This is a genomic window from Stenotrophomonas sp. 82F1, assembly GCF_056861525.1.
This window is the reverse complement of sequence record NZ_JBSPUD010000015.1, coordinates 15,904-29,892: the sequence shown is the minus strand read 5'-3', so window position 1 is coordinate 29,892 and position 13,989 is coordinate 15,904. Positions and strand designations below refer to the sequence as shown.

Genomic DNA, 13,989 nt, shown 5'->3' with positions numbered 1-13,989 from the left:
TTCTGGTAGTCGCCAACCTTGGTTGGCGCTTGCGCGAAAGGCTGCCAACCAAGGTTGGCATCTACCGCCGCCAGGCCATGTCCGGCGAGCGCTGCGGCCGCTTTCTTACGGCATCCAGCCCAGCAGCTGCTGCAGGCGCTGGTGCGGGTCGTCCAGCTGCAGCAGCTGCAGGCGCTGCTGTTCGCTCAGCGGCAGCAGCTCGGCCAGCCGCCAGCTGACCCAGCTGGCTTGGTCCATCAATGCTGGCGTGGCCGGTGCGAACGCCGTGCCCGCCTGCTCGATGATGTGGTCCAGTACCGTCGCCAGCAGCGCATGCTGCGGACGCAGTTCGTCATCGGGATCCTCATCGCACCAGCGCACATCGGCCACCACCAGCCCGTTGTCGCGCACGCGCGTGCGCTCGACATGGAAACGGCGGGTGCCGCGCAATCGCAGCTGCAGCACGCCGTCGGCGCCGACATCGAAATCCTCGATCTTCACCTGCACGCCGAAGGCGGCCGGCGTTGCCGGCGCGCCCACTTCGTGCCCGTCCAGGATCAGGCAGACGCCGAAACCTTCGCCGCTGCGGCCAGTTTCGCGGACCAGATCCAGGTAGCGTGGCTCGAACACGCGCAGGCCGATCGCCGCGCCGGGAAGCAGCGTCGTATGCAGCGGGAACAGCGGCAGCGAACCCTCGCCGCTCATCGTGCCTGCAGTCCTGCCAGGAAGCGGCGCGGTGCGCCGTCGAAGCCGCCGTTGGACATGAACACCACATGGTCGCCGCTGCGCACGTCGGACTGCAGTTGCGCCAACAGCGCATCGGTGTCGGCCACCGCGTGCGCCTCACCGCGCACCGCGGCGATCACTGCGGCCGCATCCCAGGCCAGCTCCGGGCGGTGCAGGAACACCACCTCATCGGCGAGTGCCAACGACGGTGCCAGCGCTTGTGCGTGGGCCCCGAGCCGCATCGAATTGCTGCGCGGCTCCATCGCCACCACGATGCGCGCATCACCGACCCTGGCACGCAGGCCTTCGAGGGTGGTCGCAATCGCGGTCGGGTGATGGGCGAAGTCGTCGTAGACGGTGATGCCATCGTGGTTGCCGATCACTTCCATGCGCCGCTTGACGCTGCGGAAGCGCGCCAGCGCCGGGATCACCTCGGCCGGCGCGACACCCACTGCATGTGCAGCGGCCAGTGCGGCCAGGCCATTGAGCACGTTGTGGCGGCCCAGCAGCGACCAGTGCACATCGCCCAGTGCCTGCCCGCGATGATGGACGCGGAACGCGCTGCCATCGGCGGCCAGCAGCTCGGCGTGCCATTCCAGCGACGGATCGAAGCCGAAGCGTTCGACCGGGGTCCAGCAGCCCATCGCCAGCACTTCGGCCAGGTGCGCATCTTCGCCGTTGACGATCAGGCGGCCACGCGCCGGCACCGTCCGCACCAGATGGTGGAACTGGCGCTGGATCGCCGCCACGTCGGGGAAGATGTCGGCGTGGTCGTATTCGAGGTTGTTGAGGATCGCCACCAGCGGCCGGTAGTGCACGAACTTGCTGCGCTTGTCGAAGAACGCGGTGTCGTACTCATCGGCTTCGACGACGAACTCGCGGCCCTGGCCCAACCGGGCAGACACGCCGAAGTCCTCGGCGACGCCGCCGATCAGGAAGCCGGGGGAGCGACCGGCGTTCTCCAGCAGCCAGGTCAGGATGGTGGTGGTGGTGGTCTTGCCATGGGTGCCGGCCACGGCCAGGGTGTCGCGGCCCGGCAGGACCTGCTCGGACAGCCACTGGGCGCCGGAAATGTAGCGCTGGCCGGCATCCAGGACGGCTTCCACGGCCGGATTGCCGCGCGACAGCGCGTTGCCGATCACCACCTGCGCGGTGCCTTCCGGCACGCTGTCGGCGCGGTAGCCCTGGTCCAGGGTGATGCCCAGCTGCTCGAGCTGGGTCGACATCGGCGGATAGATGGCCTGGTCGCTGCCGCTGACCGGGTGGCCCAGTTCCCGTGCCAGGGCGGCCACGCCACCCATGAAGGTGCCGGCGATTGCAAGGATATGTACGCTGCTCATGACCGGGGATTGTGACCGATCACGGCTGTATAGGGCCATTGTCGGCAACAGGGTAAGAGAACCCCTACAGTCACTGTGAGAAAACTCCAATCGCATGTCAGGGAATTCCCGATAGCGATGTTCTGTGAACCCGGACACAATTCAGGATGCCAGCCGCAGTACCCGAACCGGTCCTACTCCCCAAGAGGCCATCCCCAAGGGAGCTCATGCTGTGGGGGCCCTGAGCAAGCCCTTTGCTGGCACCTATGAAATGAAACAGGCCTGATCCTCGCGGATCAGGCCTGTTTTTCTGCGCCTGCGGCAGCCGGCATCGACCGCCCGAACGGCTCAGCGCTTGATCGCCGCCAGGATGCGGGCTTCGATCTCGTCCAGTTCGCCGACGCCATCGACGCGGGCCAGGGTGCCACGGCCAGCGTAGAAGTCGACCACCGGAGCGGTCTGCTCGGTGTAGACCTGCAGGCGCTTGCGCACCGATTCCGGATTGTCGTCGGCGCGGCCCTGTTCCTGCGCACGGCCAGCGATACGCTCGACCAGCAGTTCGGTGGCCACGTCCAGCTGCACCACGGCATCCAGCGGCTGGCCGATCTCGGCCAGCATGCCGTCCAGCGCGTTGGCCTGGGCCACATTGCGCGGATAGCCGTCAAGGATGAAGCCCTTGGCGACATCGGCCTGGGCCAGGCGCGACTTCAGCATGCCCAGCAGGATCTCATCGGACACCAGGTTGCCGGCATCCATCACCGACTTGGCCTGCTTGCCCAGCTCGGAGCCGGCGGCGATTTCCGCGCGCAGCATGTCGCCGGTGGAAATGTGGGCGATCTCGAGCTTTTCCTTCAGGCGCGTCGCCTGTGTCCCCTTGCCCGAACCGGGCGGTCCCAACAGAACCAATCGCATTGACCTGACTCCAACGTGTTGAAAATAAAGAAGGTTCGCGTCCCGGACGGTCCGGTATCGCTGCACCGCAATAGCGCCACTTTAGCGCATCCGGGTAATGTCCCTGCAATGTCCCCTCCCCTGAGCAGGTAGAAGCATGCGCAATGGCACCCTCCTTTACGCCCAGTCCGGCGGCGTCACCGCCGTCATCAACGCCACTGCCGCGGCGGTGATCGAACAGGCCCGCGCCAAGGGAATCAAGGTCCTGGCCGCGCGCAACGGCATCCTCGGCGCCCTGCGCGAGGAGCTGATCGACACCAGCAAGGAGAGTACTGCGGCCATCCGCGCCCTGGCGCACACCCCCGGCGGCGCATTCGGCTCGTGCCGGGTCAAGCTGAAATCGCTGGAGGCCGACCGTGCCCGTTACGACCGCCTGCTGGAGGTCCTGCGCGCCCACGACGTGCGCTGGTTCCTCTACAACGGCGGCAACGACTCGGCAGATACCGCACTGAAGGTGTCGCAGCTGGCGAAAAGCTCCGGCTACGACCTGACCTGCATCGGCGTGCCCAAGACCATCGACAACGATCTGGCGGTGACCGACACCTGCCCCGGCTTCGGCTCGGCGGCCAAGTACACGGCCGTGTCCGTGCGCGAAGCGGCGTTGGACGTGGCGGCCATGGCCGAGACCTCCACCCGCGTCTTCATCTACGAGGCGATGGGCCGCCACGCCGGCTGGCTGGCCGCGGCCGCCGGCCTGGCCGGCACCGGCGAGGACGATGCCCCGCACATCATCCTGCTGCCCGAGCGCGCCTATGACGAGGCCGCGTTCCTGGCCAAGGTCAAGGCTGTGGTCGCACGCGTGGGCTACTGCGTGGTGGTGGCGTCGGAAGGCATCGCCACCGCCGATGGCCGCTTCGTCGCCGACGCCGGCGGTGGCAAGGACTCCTTCGGTCATTCGCAGCTGGGCGGCGTGGCCGCGCACCTGGCCGGTCGGGTCAAGGACCAGCTGGGGCTGAAGGTGCACTGGGCCCTGCCCGACTACCTGCAGCGATCGGCCCGCCACCTAGCCAGCAGGACCGACTGGGAACAGGCCCAGGCGGTGGGCAAGGCCGCCGTGCAGCTGGCGCTGAAGGGCCAGAACGGGGTGATGCCGGTGATCGTGCGCAGCAGCGATGCGCCGTATCGCTGGAAGATCGAAGCCGCACCGCTGTCGAAGATCGCCAACCATGAGAAGAAGATGCCGGCCAGCTTCATCCGCCGCGATGGATTCGGCATCACGGCCAAGGCGCGTGCCTACCTGCAGCCGTTGATCAAGGGCGAAGCACCGTTGCCCTACGGTAGCGATGGCCTGCCGAAGTACGTGACGCTGAAGAACGTCGCGGTGAAGCAGAAGCTGCCAGCGTTCGAAGGCTGACCCACAAAGGGATTGATCACGGGGTTGCCGGCCAGCGGCCGGCACTCCCCGGGTCTCCCCTCCCGTAGATCCACGTCATGCGTGGATGCAAGGCCTCAGTTGCAGGCCTTGCCTTCCATCTGCAGCTGCGCGGCGAACATCGTCACCTGCGGGATCTTGCCGGCGGCGGCCTGCTTCTTGGCTTCTTCCAGATAGATGCGCGACTGGCCCTGCCCATCCAGCGCCTGCGCGTTGTTCACCGGCAGACGCCACACGCGCACCACCGCCTGCTGCGCCGGGCACGCCGCATTCGGCACACGGATCACGTCATTGAGCTTCCAGCCCTTGTCGGCGCTCGGCTGTGCCTTGGCATAGTCGACAAAGCGGGCGCGCGGCTGGCACTGCTCGCTGGTGCGCACCGCCGAGAAACGATAGGGCTCTGCGGCCTGGCCGGTGAACGCGCCTTCCAGGCGCGCACAGGCTTCGGGAATCTGCCGCAGCGTATGCACTGCACCGACCGCCTGCGGTGCACCGACAGCGCGCTGCAGTTCGGGTGCTTCCGCCGCGAAGGCAGGCAGGGCCGGGGCCAGGACGGCAAGCATCAACAGGGACAGACGCATGGGGATTCTCCGACAGGACTGCGCGCAGGCTTGCAGAGGTTGGCTTAACGGGGTGCAAAGGTAGTGATGGGGACGACGGATATGGCGTCGGTGCAACAACCGCTGCGCTCGCCGGGCACGGCCCGGCGCTACCATCCGGGCGCGGGTGCACGCATACTGCGGACACCAGGGAATGCTGAACACCGCCATACGTCGGACGACCACCAAGGTCGGTACGGGTTGGTTCCAGGCTGCAGCCCGTCGTCCCCCTCGTGGTGCAGTTCATCGCCACTGGATGCTTGTCCATCCATTCTGCGGAGGGGTCTAATGCTGGAACGTCACGGGCTGTCATTGGCGCTGGGCTGCGCCATTCTCGCGATCCTGTACGGAATCGTCTCGGCGCGCTGGATCCTGCGCCAACCCACCGGCAATGAACGCATGGTCGCCATCGCCACGGCCATCCAGGAAGGCGCGCGCGCCTACCTCAACCGCCAGTACCTGACCATCGGCATCGCCGGCGTGGTGCTGTTCGTGCTGGTCGGCATCTTCCTGAGCTGGTACACCGCGATCGGCTTCGCGGTCGGTGCGGTGCTGTCCGGTGCAGCGGGCTACATCGGCATGAACGTGTCGGTGCGCGCCAACGTACGCACCGCAGAGGCCGCGCGCCGCGGCATCAGTGCGGCGATGGACGTTGCGTTCCGCGGCGGTGCGATCACCGGCATGCTGGTGGTCGGGCTGGGCCTGCTCGGCGTGGCGGGTTACTACGCGCTGCTGCTGCGCATGGGCCTGCCGATGGAACAGGCGCTGCATGCGCTGGTCGGCCTCGCCTTCGGCTCATCGCTGATCTCGATCTTCGCGCGCCTGGGCGGCGGCATCTTCACCAAGGGCGCCGATGTCGGTGCCGATCTGGTCGGCAAGGTCGAAGCGGGCATTCCCGAAGACGACCCGCGCAATCCGGCGGTGATTGCCGACAATGTCGGTGACAACGTGGGCGACTGCGCCGGCATGGCCGCCGATCTGTTTGAAACCTACGCGGTCACCGTGATCGCCACCATGCTGCTGGGCAGCCTGATGCTGGCCGAGGCCGGTGCCAATGCGGTGCTGTATCCGCTGGTGCTGGGCGGTGTGTCGATCATCGCTTCGATCATCGGCGCGCTGTTTGTGAAGGTGAAGCCCGGTGGCTCGATCATGGGCGCGCTGTACAAGGGCGTGATCGTCTCAGGCGTGCTGGCGGCGATCGCGTTCTATCCGATCACCACCGGACTGATGGCCGACAACGTGCATGGCCCTCTCGCCCTCTACGGCTGTGCATTGATCGGCCTGGTGCTGACCGGACTGATCGTGTGGATCACCGAGTACTACACCGGTACCCAGTACAAGCCGGTGCAGCACGTGGCGCAGGCCTCGACCACCGGCCACGGCACCAACATCATCGCCGGCCTCGGCATCTCGATGAAGTCCACTGCGCTGCCGGTGATCGCCGTGTGCGCGGCGATCTGGGGCGCGCATGCCCTGGCCGGGTTGTACGGCATTGCCATCGCCGCCACTGCCATGCTGTCGATGGCGGGCATGATCGTCGCGCTCGATGCCTACGGGCCGATCACCGACAATGCCGGTGGCATCGCCGAGATGGCCGAACTGCCCTCGGAGATCCGCGACATCACCGATCCGCTGGATGCGGTGGGCAACACCACCAAGGCGGTGACCAAGGGCTATGCCATCGGCTCGGCGGCACTGGCCGCGCTGGTGTTGTTCGCCGACTACACGCACAACCTGCAGGCGGCCAATCCCGGCCAGGAGTTCCGCTTCGACCTCAGCGACCACACGGTGATCATCGGCCTGCTGATCGGTGGCCTGATTCCCTACCTGTTCGGCGCGATGGCGATGGAAGCGGTCGGTCGCGCGGCCGGCGCGGTGGTGGAGGAAGTGCGGCGGCAGTTCCGCGAGATCCCCGGCATCATGCAGGGCACCGCCAAGCCGCAGTACGACCGCGCAGTGGACATGCTGACCCGCTCTGCGATCCGCGAAATGATCGTGCCGTCGCTGCTGCCGGTGGCGGTGCCGGTGGTGGTCGGCCTGCTGCTGGGGCCACGCGCGCTGGGCGGACTGCTGATCGGCACGATCGTCACCGGGCTGTTCGTGGCCATTTCGATGACCACCGGCGGCGGCGCCTGGGACAACGCCAAGAAGTACATCGAGGATGGTCACTTCGGCGGCAAGGGCAGTGAGGCACACAAGGCGGCGGTGACCGGCGACACCGTGGGTGATCCGTACAAGGACACCGCCGGCCCGGCGATCAATCCACTGATCAAGATCATCAACATCGTGGCGTTGCTGCTGGTGCCATTGCTGTAGATCCACGCCATGCGTGGATAACGGCGCCACTGGGGTCAGAGCCCTTTCCTGCGGAAAGGGATCCGACCCCGATGCCGGTCAGCGGCGTTCGGGTAGATCCACGCCATGCGTGGATGGCAGCCCCCGATCCCGTTCAGCGCCCGCGCAGGAAGAACGACACCGGCACCATCACGTCCACCGGGTCGCCGGCCACTTCGGCCGGCGGCACCGGTACCGGGCTGGCGCGCTGCACGGTGTCCAGCGTCTCCTGGTCGAGCAGTGCGAAGCCGCTGCTGCGGCCCAGCCGCACGCCGGAAACTGTCCCATCACGGGCCACCGCGAAACGCACATGGACCACGCCCTGCTGGCGCAGCCGTTCGGCCTGGCGCGGATAGCGCCGATGCTTCTGCAGGTGCCCGAGCAGGCGCCCTTCCCAGCTTGCCTCGGCATGGCTGCGCTCACCGGCCGTGGTCTGCGGTGCGGTGTAGCGTGCGGCGGCATCGGCGGCGACCTGCGGCGGTGCACTGGTCTGGGCGACATTGGCCTCGGCGGTGTCCGGCGAGGGTGTCGGTTCCGGTGTGCGTGGCGGCGGCAGCTCACCCTGCGGCTGCACGGGCGCCTTCGGTTGCTCACGCAGCGCCGGCTTCGGCGCCTGCCGCTGCTGTTGCTGCTGCAGTGGCCCGCTGGCGACCTCGCGGGGCGGCACCGGCGGCGCCTGTGCCATCGGTGCCAGTTCCAGCATCAGCGCTGCGGGCGGTGCAGTGGCCGCCAGCGCCGGCGCACGTGCCGCCCACCAGCAGGCCGTGCCGATCAGCAGCGCATGTACCAGCAGCACGATCGCCAGGCTGGTCGCCCAGCGTCGCAGTCCTTTCATCGCGCACCCTGCTCCAGGCCAACCAGCGCCACCTTCAGATAGCCCGCGGCACGCAGCGCATCCAACGTCGCCATCAGTTCGCCGTAGGGCACGCGGGTATCGGCACGCAGGAACAGGCGCTGCGCGGTGTCACCGTCGGTTGCCGTCTGCAGTGCCGCGGCCAGCCCATCACGCGCGACCGCCTGCTCGCCGACGCGCAGTGACAGGTCGGCCTGCACGGTCACGTACACCGGCGCCTGTTCCGACGGCGTGGCACTGGCACTGCTGGCCGGCAGCTGCACCGGCACTGACACGGTCGCCAGCGGTGCTGCCACCATGAAAATGATCAACAGCACCAGCATCACGTCAATGAACGGCGTGACGTTGATCTCGTGGGCTTCTTCCGGTGTGTCGTCACGGTCGGACGCGGTCCTGATCGCCATCGTCGCGCCTCAGTGCACCGCACGCAGCGACGTGGCTGCGGTGCGCGGCGCGGCGCGGTCGAGATCACGCGAGACCAGTTGCTGCACCGCCGCCGACAGATCGCCGAGCAGGCCGCGCAGGCCGGCCAGCACGCGGCTGAAGTGGTTGTAGACCAGTACTGCGGGAATCGCCGCGACCAGGCCGAGCGCGGTTGCCAGCAGCGCCTCGGCGATGCCCGGCGCAACCACCGCCAGATTGGTGGTGTTGCTGTGGGCGATGCCGATGAAACTGTTCATGATGCCCCACACCGTGCCGAACAGACCGACGAAGGGCGCCACCGCGCCGATGCTGGCGGGTACGCCGATGCCGCGCCGCTGCACGCGCGCGGCTTCCAGTTCGATGCGGTCCAGGCGTGAGGCAACGCGCTCCCTGATGCCGTCGCGGCCATCCAGATCCCGCGACAGGCGCAGTTCGGTGCGTGCGGCGTCCAGCATTGCCAGCGCGGTGCCCTGTGGCAGGCTTGCGTCTTCGCTCTGCGCCGGCAGCTGTGCGGACTGCAGCAGCAGCGCGCGCGCCGCGCGCAGCTGCCGCGCCTGCCGGGCCAACTCCCAGCCCTTGGCCAACAACACGGTCCAGGTAGCCAGCGAGGCCACTGCCAGGGCGATCATCACCCCTTTCACCACCACGTCGGCGGCCAGGTACATGCCCCACGGGGTCAGTGCAGGGGCGGCCACGGGGGCCAGGTCAGCAGGCAGCATCGTCTCGGGTTCCATCAGAATCAGGGGACGCAGCACGGCGACGGGCCGTGCGCGGATCATGGGCGTCGTCCACTTCCACCAGCGGCGTGGGCTCCACCCGTGGTGCTGGTCGACTGAGCACATAGCCGGCGCTGACCGCGAAGAACAGGCCCACGCCCAGCAGCAGGCGCCAGGACGGGTGTGCGCCCCAGCAGAACATCGCGAACCCCACCGCCATGCCGGTGCTGGCGAACGCTTTGCCCTTGCGCGACACCGCGCCTTGCTCACGCCACAACCGCAACGACGGGCCGTAGCGCGGATGCGCCAGCAGGCGCTGCTCGAACTTCGGCGAGCTGCGCGCGAAGCACCCCACCGCCAGGATCAGGAAGATGGTGGTCGGCATCACCGGCAGCAACGCGCCGATCACGCCGAGGCCGACCATCACCCAGCCCAGCGCGAACCAGAGCCAGCGCATCAACCCTGCGCCTGCGCGCGGTCGGCGTTCATCAGGCGAATTCCACTTCGACGTGGCCGTGCACGCTGCGGAACGCAGCATCGGCCGCATCGATCACCTGCTGCTCCTGCTCGGCACTCAGCGGTACCGCGTCCAGCGCAGCAGTGAACGCACGCCAGTGACGCGCGGCGCCATCCGGATGCGCGGCCAGGTGGCGGGCACCGAAGTCGCGGTCCAGGCCGAGCCTGGCCGCCATTTTGTACAGCACGGTGCCGCCCAGGTTGGAGCCTTCGGCCACGTACAGCCAGCCCAGCGCTGCGGGCAGCGCCAGGTGCAACGGCAATGCGGGGATGTCGGCGTCCGGCAGGGTCTGTTCAAGGTCCTGCAGGTCGCGTGCGACCTGTGTCAGCCGCCGGCGCTCTCCGAGATCGGGCAGCAGTGCGTCCAGCGCGGGATTGCCATACAGCGCATCGATGCTGCGGTGAAAGCGGTACTGCACGCGCAGGAAGCGGGCGAAGTTGCGGCGGTCGGCGAAGATGTCGCCGGCCATGATGCGCTTGTCCAGCGCGCCGTGGCTGTCGCGGGTGGCGGCCTTGAGCCGCACGCTGCGGCTGTCTTCGGGAGCGATGTGTGCGTTCATGGGGGAATGCCAGGAGGGTCGTCGTGCTGTAGACGTCTGCTGCGGGGCTTTCCCCAAGCCCGTGTGCGCCGATAATGGGCCATCCCCTTCTTCCACCCGGAGCCGACGATGATCACCACCGAACCGCGCATGACCAACCTGTTCCTGCAGCTGGGCCTGGATGCCAGCGCCGAGGGCATCGCCCGTTTCATCCGCGAGCACCAGCTGGCCACCGACGTTGAAGTGGTCGAGGCGCCCTACTGGAACGATGCCCAGCGCCAGTTCCTGAGCGAATCGCTGCAGGCCGATGCGGCGTGGACCACTGTGGTCGACGAACTGAACGAAGCGCTGCACGAAGAGGCGGTGAAGGCAGCGACCGGGCTGTAAGCATTCGCCGGGCATGGCCCGGCGCTACCGTTTCATCTGCGCGATCCGCCGGGCATGGCCCGGCGCTACCGGTTGTTCGGTAGATCCACGCCATGCGTGGATGGCCGGACCCGATGGGGTCGGAGCCCATTCCGCAGGAAAGGGATCCGACCCCGCCGATCAGTACTTCCAGGTCAACGCCAGGCGCGCGGTGCGGCCCGGTGCCGGCATCACGCCCAGGGCCAGCGGGTCCAGGTAGTAGCGGTCGGTGAGGTTGTCCACGCCCGCTTCCACCGACAACTGGTCGTTGAAGCTCCAGCTGCCGAACAGGTCGACCAGGGTGGTCGGCCGATACAGCTGCTGGATCGCCGACAGACCTACGTTCCAGTCCTTGTCCAGCTTGCTGATCGGGCCGGCGTTGTGGACCACGCGGGTTCCAAACGTCAGCCGCTCGTCGAACAGGCGCGAGCCCAGGGTCAGGTTGACCATGTAGCGCGGCGGGTTCTGCGTGTTGGTGTACGAACCCTCGAAGCCACCGTCCACACAGTTGGGCGTATTGGCCAGCTCGTCATTCTTGCGCTGTGCGCCGTAGGCACGACGCTCGGCGGCGATGTCCGGCGCGCAGGTCTTGGCCTTGAAGTAGTAGTGCGCGGACAGGTCGGCGAACACCTTGCCGCTGTCATAGCTGGACTGGAACTCCATGCCCGAGACCTTGAACTGGTCGACGTTGCGGATCAGGCCGGCCGACAGCGTGCGGTAGTCACGGGTGATCAGGTCGTCGATGCGGGTATCGAAGTACGCCAGCTTCAGCGCCAGGCGGTCGCCGGCAGTGAACAGGTCGTAGCGGATGGTGCTGGCGCCGATTTCCCAGCTGCGCGCACGCTCCGGCTTCAACTCGCCCACCGGCTTGGCGGCGGTGAACAGGCCCAGCGTGGTCTCGAACAGGCTCGGCAGCTTGGTGCCTTCGGCGTACTTCACGTAGACCATGGTGTCTTCGCTGAAGCGGTAGGCCACGCTGGCGGTCGGCGAGAACGCGGTGTCGCGACGGCGGATCGGCTGCGACCAGGTCCAGCTGACCGGCACTTCCAGATCCTGTGCCTTGCCGGCATCGTAGAAGTTCCAGCCACCGATGTCGCCGACCGTGCCCTTCTTGTACGGCGAGGCCAGCAGCGATTCCTGGGTGAAATTGCCGTTCGCATCCGGGTACCAGTTCAGCAGCGCGATGCGCTTTGCGCGCCACGACGGCAGCTTGGGGTTGCCGTTGAGCAACTCGGTGTAGCGGTATTGGCCCTGCACCTCGTACGCATCGGGCGTGGCCAGGCGGTTGCGGTCATGCACATCCACCCGGTTCCATCGACCACCGGCCAACAGCTCCCAGTGTTCGTCGGGCTGCCACTTCAGCGACGCCACGGCACTGTATTCCTTGCGCTCGGCATTGCGCAGGAAACGGTTGTTGACCAGATCATCGTGCATGACCGGTCCCGAGCTCCCCGGGGCGATGTCTTCGTCACTGTAGGACAGGCCGTAGTCGAGCGTGAACGCGCCGGCACGGGTGTCGAACGTCGAGGTGTTGCTGGCATCCAGGCCGAAGCGCTTCTGCCGCAGCGGGTTGCGATAGGCATCCTTGTAGCCGGGGTCACCACTGAAACTCGGCGCGTCGTACCACTCGGTGCGGCGGTCGAAGTACCACGGGGTGATGCCGGTCAGGCTGTTGTACATCACGCTGTCGGTGTCGGTGTACGAAGCGTTCACGCGCAGATCGATCAGGTCGCTGTCCGGGTTGAAGCGGTAGCGCAGGCTGTAACTGTCCATGTCGACATGGCCCGGGTCCCACTGCGGGATGCGGTCACGGTCGACGCGGATGATCTGCGAGGCCATGATCTCGCCGGCGGTGCCTTCGTAGCGGCGATAGCCGGCTTCCAGCGTCTGCGCGTCGTCGATGCGCCAGGTGCCCTTGAGCAGCGCCGACTTCGAGCGTGCAGACGTATTGAATACCTCGGTACGCGGCGGATTCAGCGGCGCCAGCGTGCGCCGGGTCTGCGGGAAATCATCGTAGCCATGCTTGCCGGAGAAGTAGTTGCCGTTGTCGCGGTACGCGTAGGCAGCGACCAGATCGAAGCGGTCCCAGTGACCTGCCGCAGCCACGTTGAAGAACTGGCTGCCGGTGGCGCTGCGATCCGTACGCGGCGTGGCACTGTAGGCCGGCAGGTTGTTGGCACTGGCGTTGGCCAGGCCGCCACGCACGCGCACGCCGACGTCGCGGCCCTCGCGCAGCACGTCGCCGATTTTCAGCGTCTCCATTTCGACCACGCCACCGATCCCACCGGAGGCATTGGCCTGCAGGCTCGGGCCCTTGGTGATGGTCAGGCTGGAGATCAGGTCCGGGTCGAGATCGGTGCGCTGCGACTGCCCGGCATAGCCCCGATAGGTGTCCATGCTGGACTGGCCGCCGTCGATGATCACCGGTACGCGACCCTGGCCCTGGATGCCGCGGATGTTGACGTCGAAGCCGTTGCCCACGCGCGGGTCTCCCGCAGTGACGCCGGCCACACCCTTGACGATGTCGCCGTTGGAGGTGCCGCGGAAGCGCTCCAGGTGCGTGCGGTTGAGCGTGGTGCTGGAACCGACACTGCGGTAGCTGTCGAGCAGGCGCGCTTCATCACTGGTAGCGCTACTGTCGACAACGTCGCCGGCCACGCTCAGCGTATCGGTGACGATCACACCGCTGCCGGCCTGCACCGGCGGTGCCGCTTCGAGGGTGACCGCATCGGCGCTGACCCTGCGCATTGCCACGCCCGTGCCCTGCAGCAGGTGCTGCAGCGCCTCGCTGGCCGACAGGCTGCCACTGACCGCGCGCGAGGTTGCGCCCTGCGCCAGCGATGCGGGATACACCACCTGCACGCCGGACTGGCGCATGTAGCTGCGCAATGCTTCGTCCAGCGGCTGCGCCGGGATGTCGAAGCGCTGCACGGCAGCGTGGTCGCCGCTGGCGCTCTGCGCCAGTACGGAGGGTGCGGCACTGGCAAGACCGGCAGCCAGCAATGCGATGCACAGTCGGGACGGGCGCAGCATGCGGCGCGGGCGGTGGGAGTCGAACATGGGGGAGCCTGTCAGGTAATCGGTGCCGCGAACGCGGCGTCATCCACGGCGGACGTGGACACGGCGACGTACGTGGCGGCGGCGGGTACGTTCGCGGGGTAAGACGGATGGGCGCGCGGCAACCCCAAGAGGGATTTGCGGTCGCAGTGGGTGCCGACCGTTGGTCGGCTGGTCGCGGCGGTGGGTGCCGACCGTTG

At 67.5% G+C, this 13,989-nt stretch carries 13 protein-coding genes; 3 read left to right on the top strand and 10 right to left on the bottom strand.

Translation table 11 applies throughout. The features are described from left to right. Positions 1-105 precede the first annotated feature (105 nt). The 3 genes from AC13GI_RS14515 to AC13GI_RS14505 all read right to left on the bottom strand — a co-directional run bounded on the left by AC13GI_RS14515 (position 106) and on the right by AC13GI_RS14505 (position 2,936). Positions 106-684 carry an LON peptidase substrate-binding domain-containing protein gene (locus AC13GI_RS14515; protein WP_482996662.1) on the bottom strand — a complete coding sequence of 193 codons (579 nt, stop codon included), beginning with the start codon at positions 682-684 and terminating at the stop codon, positions 106-108. Then, positions 681-2,045, bottom strand: a complete 1,365-nt coding sequence (gene mpl / locus AC13GI_RS14510; protein ID WP_482996661.1) for a UDP-N-acetylmuramate:L-alanyl-gamma-D-glutamyl-meso-diaminopimelate ligase — start codon at positions 2,043-2,045, stop codon at positions 681-683. The genes AC13GI_RS14515 and mpl overlap by 4 nt, the downstream gene beginning before the upstream one ends. 327 nt (positions 2,046-2,372) lie before the next feature. Then, positions 2,373-2,936 (bottom strand): adenylate kinase, encoded by a 564-nt coding sequence (locus AC13GI_RS14505; RefSeq protein WP_025874177.1) that lies wholly within the window; start codon positions 2,934-2,936, stop codon positions 2,373-2,375. A gap of 136 nt (positions 2,937-3,072) precedes the next feature. Between AC13GI_RS14505 and AC13GI_RS14500 the strand changes: the two genes are divergently transcribed. After that, entirely contained in the window at positions 3,073-4,329 is a 1,257-nt protein-coding gene (locus AC13GI_RS14500; protein ID WP_482996660.1) for a 6-phosphofructokinase, read from the top strand. 95 nt (positions 4,330-4,424) lie between these two features. Here AC13GI_RS14500 and AC13GI_RS14495 read toward each other — a convergent pair whose 3' ends face one another. After that, entirely contained in the window at positions 4,425-4,928 is a 504-nt protein-coding gene (locus AC13GI_RS14495; RefSeq protein WP_099821616.1) for a hypothetical protein, read from the bottom strand. Positions 4,929-5,234: 306 nt separating this feature from the next. On the opposite strand from AC13GI_RS14495, the gene AC13GI_RS14490 reads away from it, so the two are divergent. Next, positions 5,235-7,262 (top strand): sodium-translocating pyrophosphatase, encoded by a 2,028-nt coding sequence (locus AC13GI_RS14490; RefSeq protein ID WP_099821617.1) that lies wholly within the window; start codon positions 5,235-5,237, stop codon positions 7,260-7,262. A 133-nt stretch (positions 7,263-7,395) separates the two neighbouring features. Here the strand turns inward: AC13GI_RS14490 and AC13GI_RS14485 are convergent, their stop codons facing one another. Genes AC13GI_RS14485 through AC13GI_RS14465 form a run of 5 tightly spaced genes read right to left on the bottom strand, consistent with a single transcriptional unit; the run spans position 7,396 to position 10,348 of the window. Further along, positions 7,396-8,115: an energy transducer TonB gene (locus AC13GI_RS14485; RefSeq protein WP_482996659.1), complete on the bottom strand. Its 720-nt coding sequence runs from the start codon at positions 8,113-8,115 to the stop codon at positions 7,396-7,398. Further along, complete coding sequence (gene exbD / locus AC13GI_RS14480; RefSeq protein ID WP_482996658.1) at positions 8,112-8,537, bottom strand: TonB system transport protein ExbD; 426 nt, start codon at positions 8,535-8,537, stop codon at positions 8,112-8,114. The genes AC13GI_RS14485 and exbD overlap by 4 nt, the downstream gene beginning before the upstream one ends. A 9-nt stretch (positions 8,538-8,546) precedes the next feature. After that, positions 8,547-9,275, bottom strand: coding sequence for a tonB-system energizer ExbB (gene exbB, locus AC13GI_RS14475; protein ID WP_482996657.1), 729 nt, complete (start codon positions 9,273-9,275; stop codon positions 8,547-8,549). Beyond that, positions 9,262-9,729, bottom strand: coding sequence for a YbaN family protein (locus tag AC13GI_RS14470; RefSeq protein WP_482996656.1), 468 nt, complete (start codon positions 9,727-9,729; stop codon positions 9,262-9,264). Before AC13GI_RS14470 ends, exbB begins: the two co-directional genes overlap by 14 nt. A 31-nt stretch (positions 9,730-9,760) precedes the next feature. Continuing rightward, positions 9,761-10,348 carry a biliverdin-producing heme oxygenase gene (locus tag AC13GI_RS14465; protein WP_088101223.1) on the bottom strand — a complete coding sequence of 196 codons (588 nt, stop codon included), beginning with the start codon at positions 10,346-10,348 and terminating at the stop codon, positions 9,761-9,763. 108 nt (positions 10,349-10,456) lie between these two features. Here AC13GI_RS14465 and AC13GI_RS14460 point away from each other — a divergent pair, with 108 nt between their 5' ends. Beyond that, positions 10,457-10,714, top strand: coding sequence for a DUF2789 domain-containing protein (locus AC13GI_RS14460; RefSeq protein WP_099785305.1), 258 nt, complete (start codon positions 10,457-10,459; stop codon positions 10,712-10,714). A gap of 159 nt (positions 10,715-10,873) precedes the next feature. Here the strand turns inward: AC13GI_RS14460 and AC13GI_RS14455 are convergent, their stop codons facing one another. Further along, a complete protein-coding gene (locus AC13GI_RS14455) occupies positions 10,874-13,792 on the bottom strand; it encodes a TonB-dependent receptor (RefSeq protein WP_482996655.1) in 2,919 nt (972 codons plus the stop codon). Positions 13,793-13,989 lie beyond the last annotated feature (197 nt).

What these genes read in the sequence shown, in the direction of transcription:
- AC13GI_RS14515 (WP_482996662.1), bottom strand. Translation starts at nt 684, where the DNA reads ATGAGCGGCGAGGGTTCGCTGCCGCTGTTCCCGCTGCATACGACGCTG.
- mpl (WP_482996661.1), bottom strand. Translation starts at nt 2,045, where the DNA reads ATGAGCAGCGTACATATCCTTGCAATCGCCGGCACCTTCATGGGTGGC.
- AC13GI_RS14505 (WP_025874177.1), bottom strand. Translation starts at nt 2,936, where the DNA reads ATGCGATTGGTTCTGTTGGGACCGCCCGGTTCGGGCAAGGGGACACAG.
- AC13GI_RS14500 (WP_482996660.1), top strand. Translation starts at nt 3,073, where the DNA reads ATGCGCAATGGCACCCTCCTTTACGCCCAGTCCGGCGGCGTCACCGCC.
- AC13GI_RS14495 (WP_099821616.1), bottom strand. Translation starts at nt 4,928, where the DNA reads ATGCGTCTGTCCCTGTTGATGCTTGCCGTCCTGGCCCCGGCCCTGCCT.
- AC13GI_RS14490 (WP_099821617.1), top strand. Translation starts at nt 5,235, where the DNA reads ATGCTGGAACGTCACGGGCTGTCATTGGCGCTGGGCTGCGCCATTCTC.
- AC13GI_RS14485 (WP_482996659.1), bottom strand. Translation starts at nt 8,115, where the DNA reads ATGAAAGGACTGCGACGCTGGGCGACCAGCCTGGCGATCGTGCTGCTG.
- exbD (WP_482996658.1), bottom strand. Translation starts at nt 8,537, where the DNA reads ATGGCGATCAGGACCGCGTCCGACCGTGACGACACACCGGAAGAAGCC.
- exbB (WP_482996657.1), bottom strand. Translation starts at nt 9,275, where the DNA reads ATGCTGCCTGCTGACCTGGCCCCCGTGGCCGCCCCTGCACTGACCCCG.
- AC13GI_RS14470 (WP_482996656.1), bottom strand. Translation starts at nt 9,729, where the DNA reads ATGCGCTGGCTCTGGTTCGCGCTGGGCTGGGTGATGGTCGGCCTCGGC.
- AC13GI_RS14465 (WP_088101223.1), bottom strand. Translation starts at nt 10,348, where the DNA reads ATGAACGCACACATCGCTCCCGAAGACAGCCGCAGCGTGCGGCTCAAG.
- AC13GI_RS14460 (WP_099785305.1), top strand. Translation starts at nt 10,457, where the DNA reads ATGATCACCACCGAACCGCGCATGACCAACCTGTTCCTGCAGCTGGGC.
- AC13GI_RS14455 (WP_482996655.1), bottom strand. Translation starts at nt 13,792, where the DNA reads ATGTTCGACTCCCACCGCCCGCGCCGCATGCTGCGCCCGTCCCGACTG.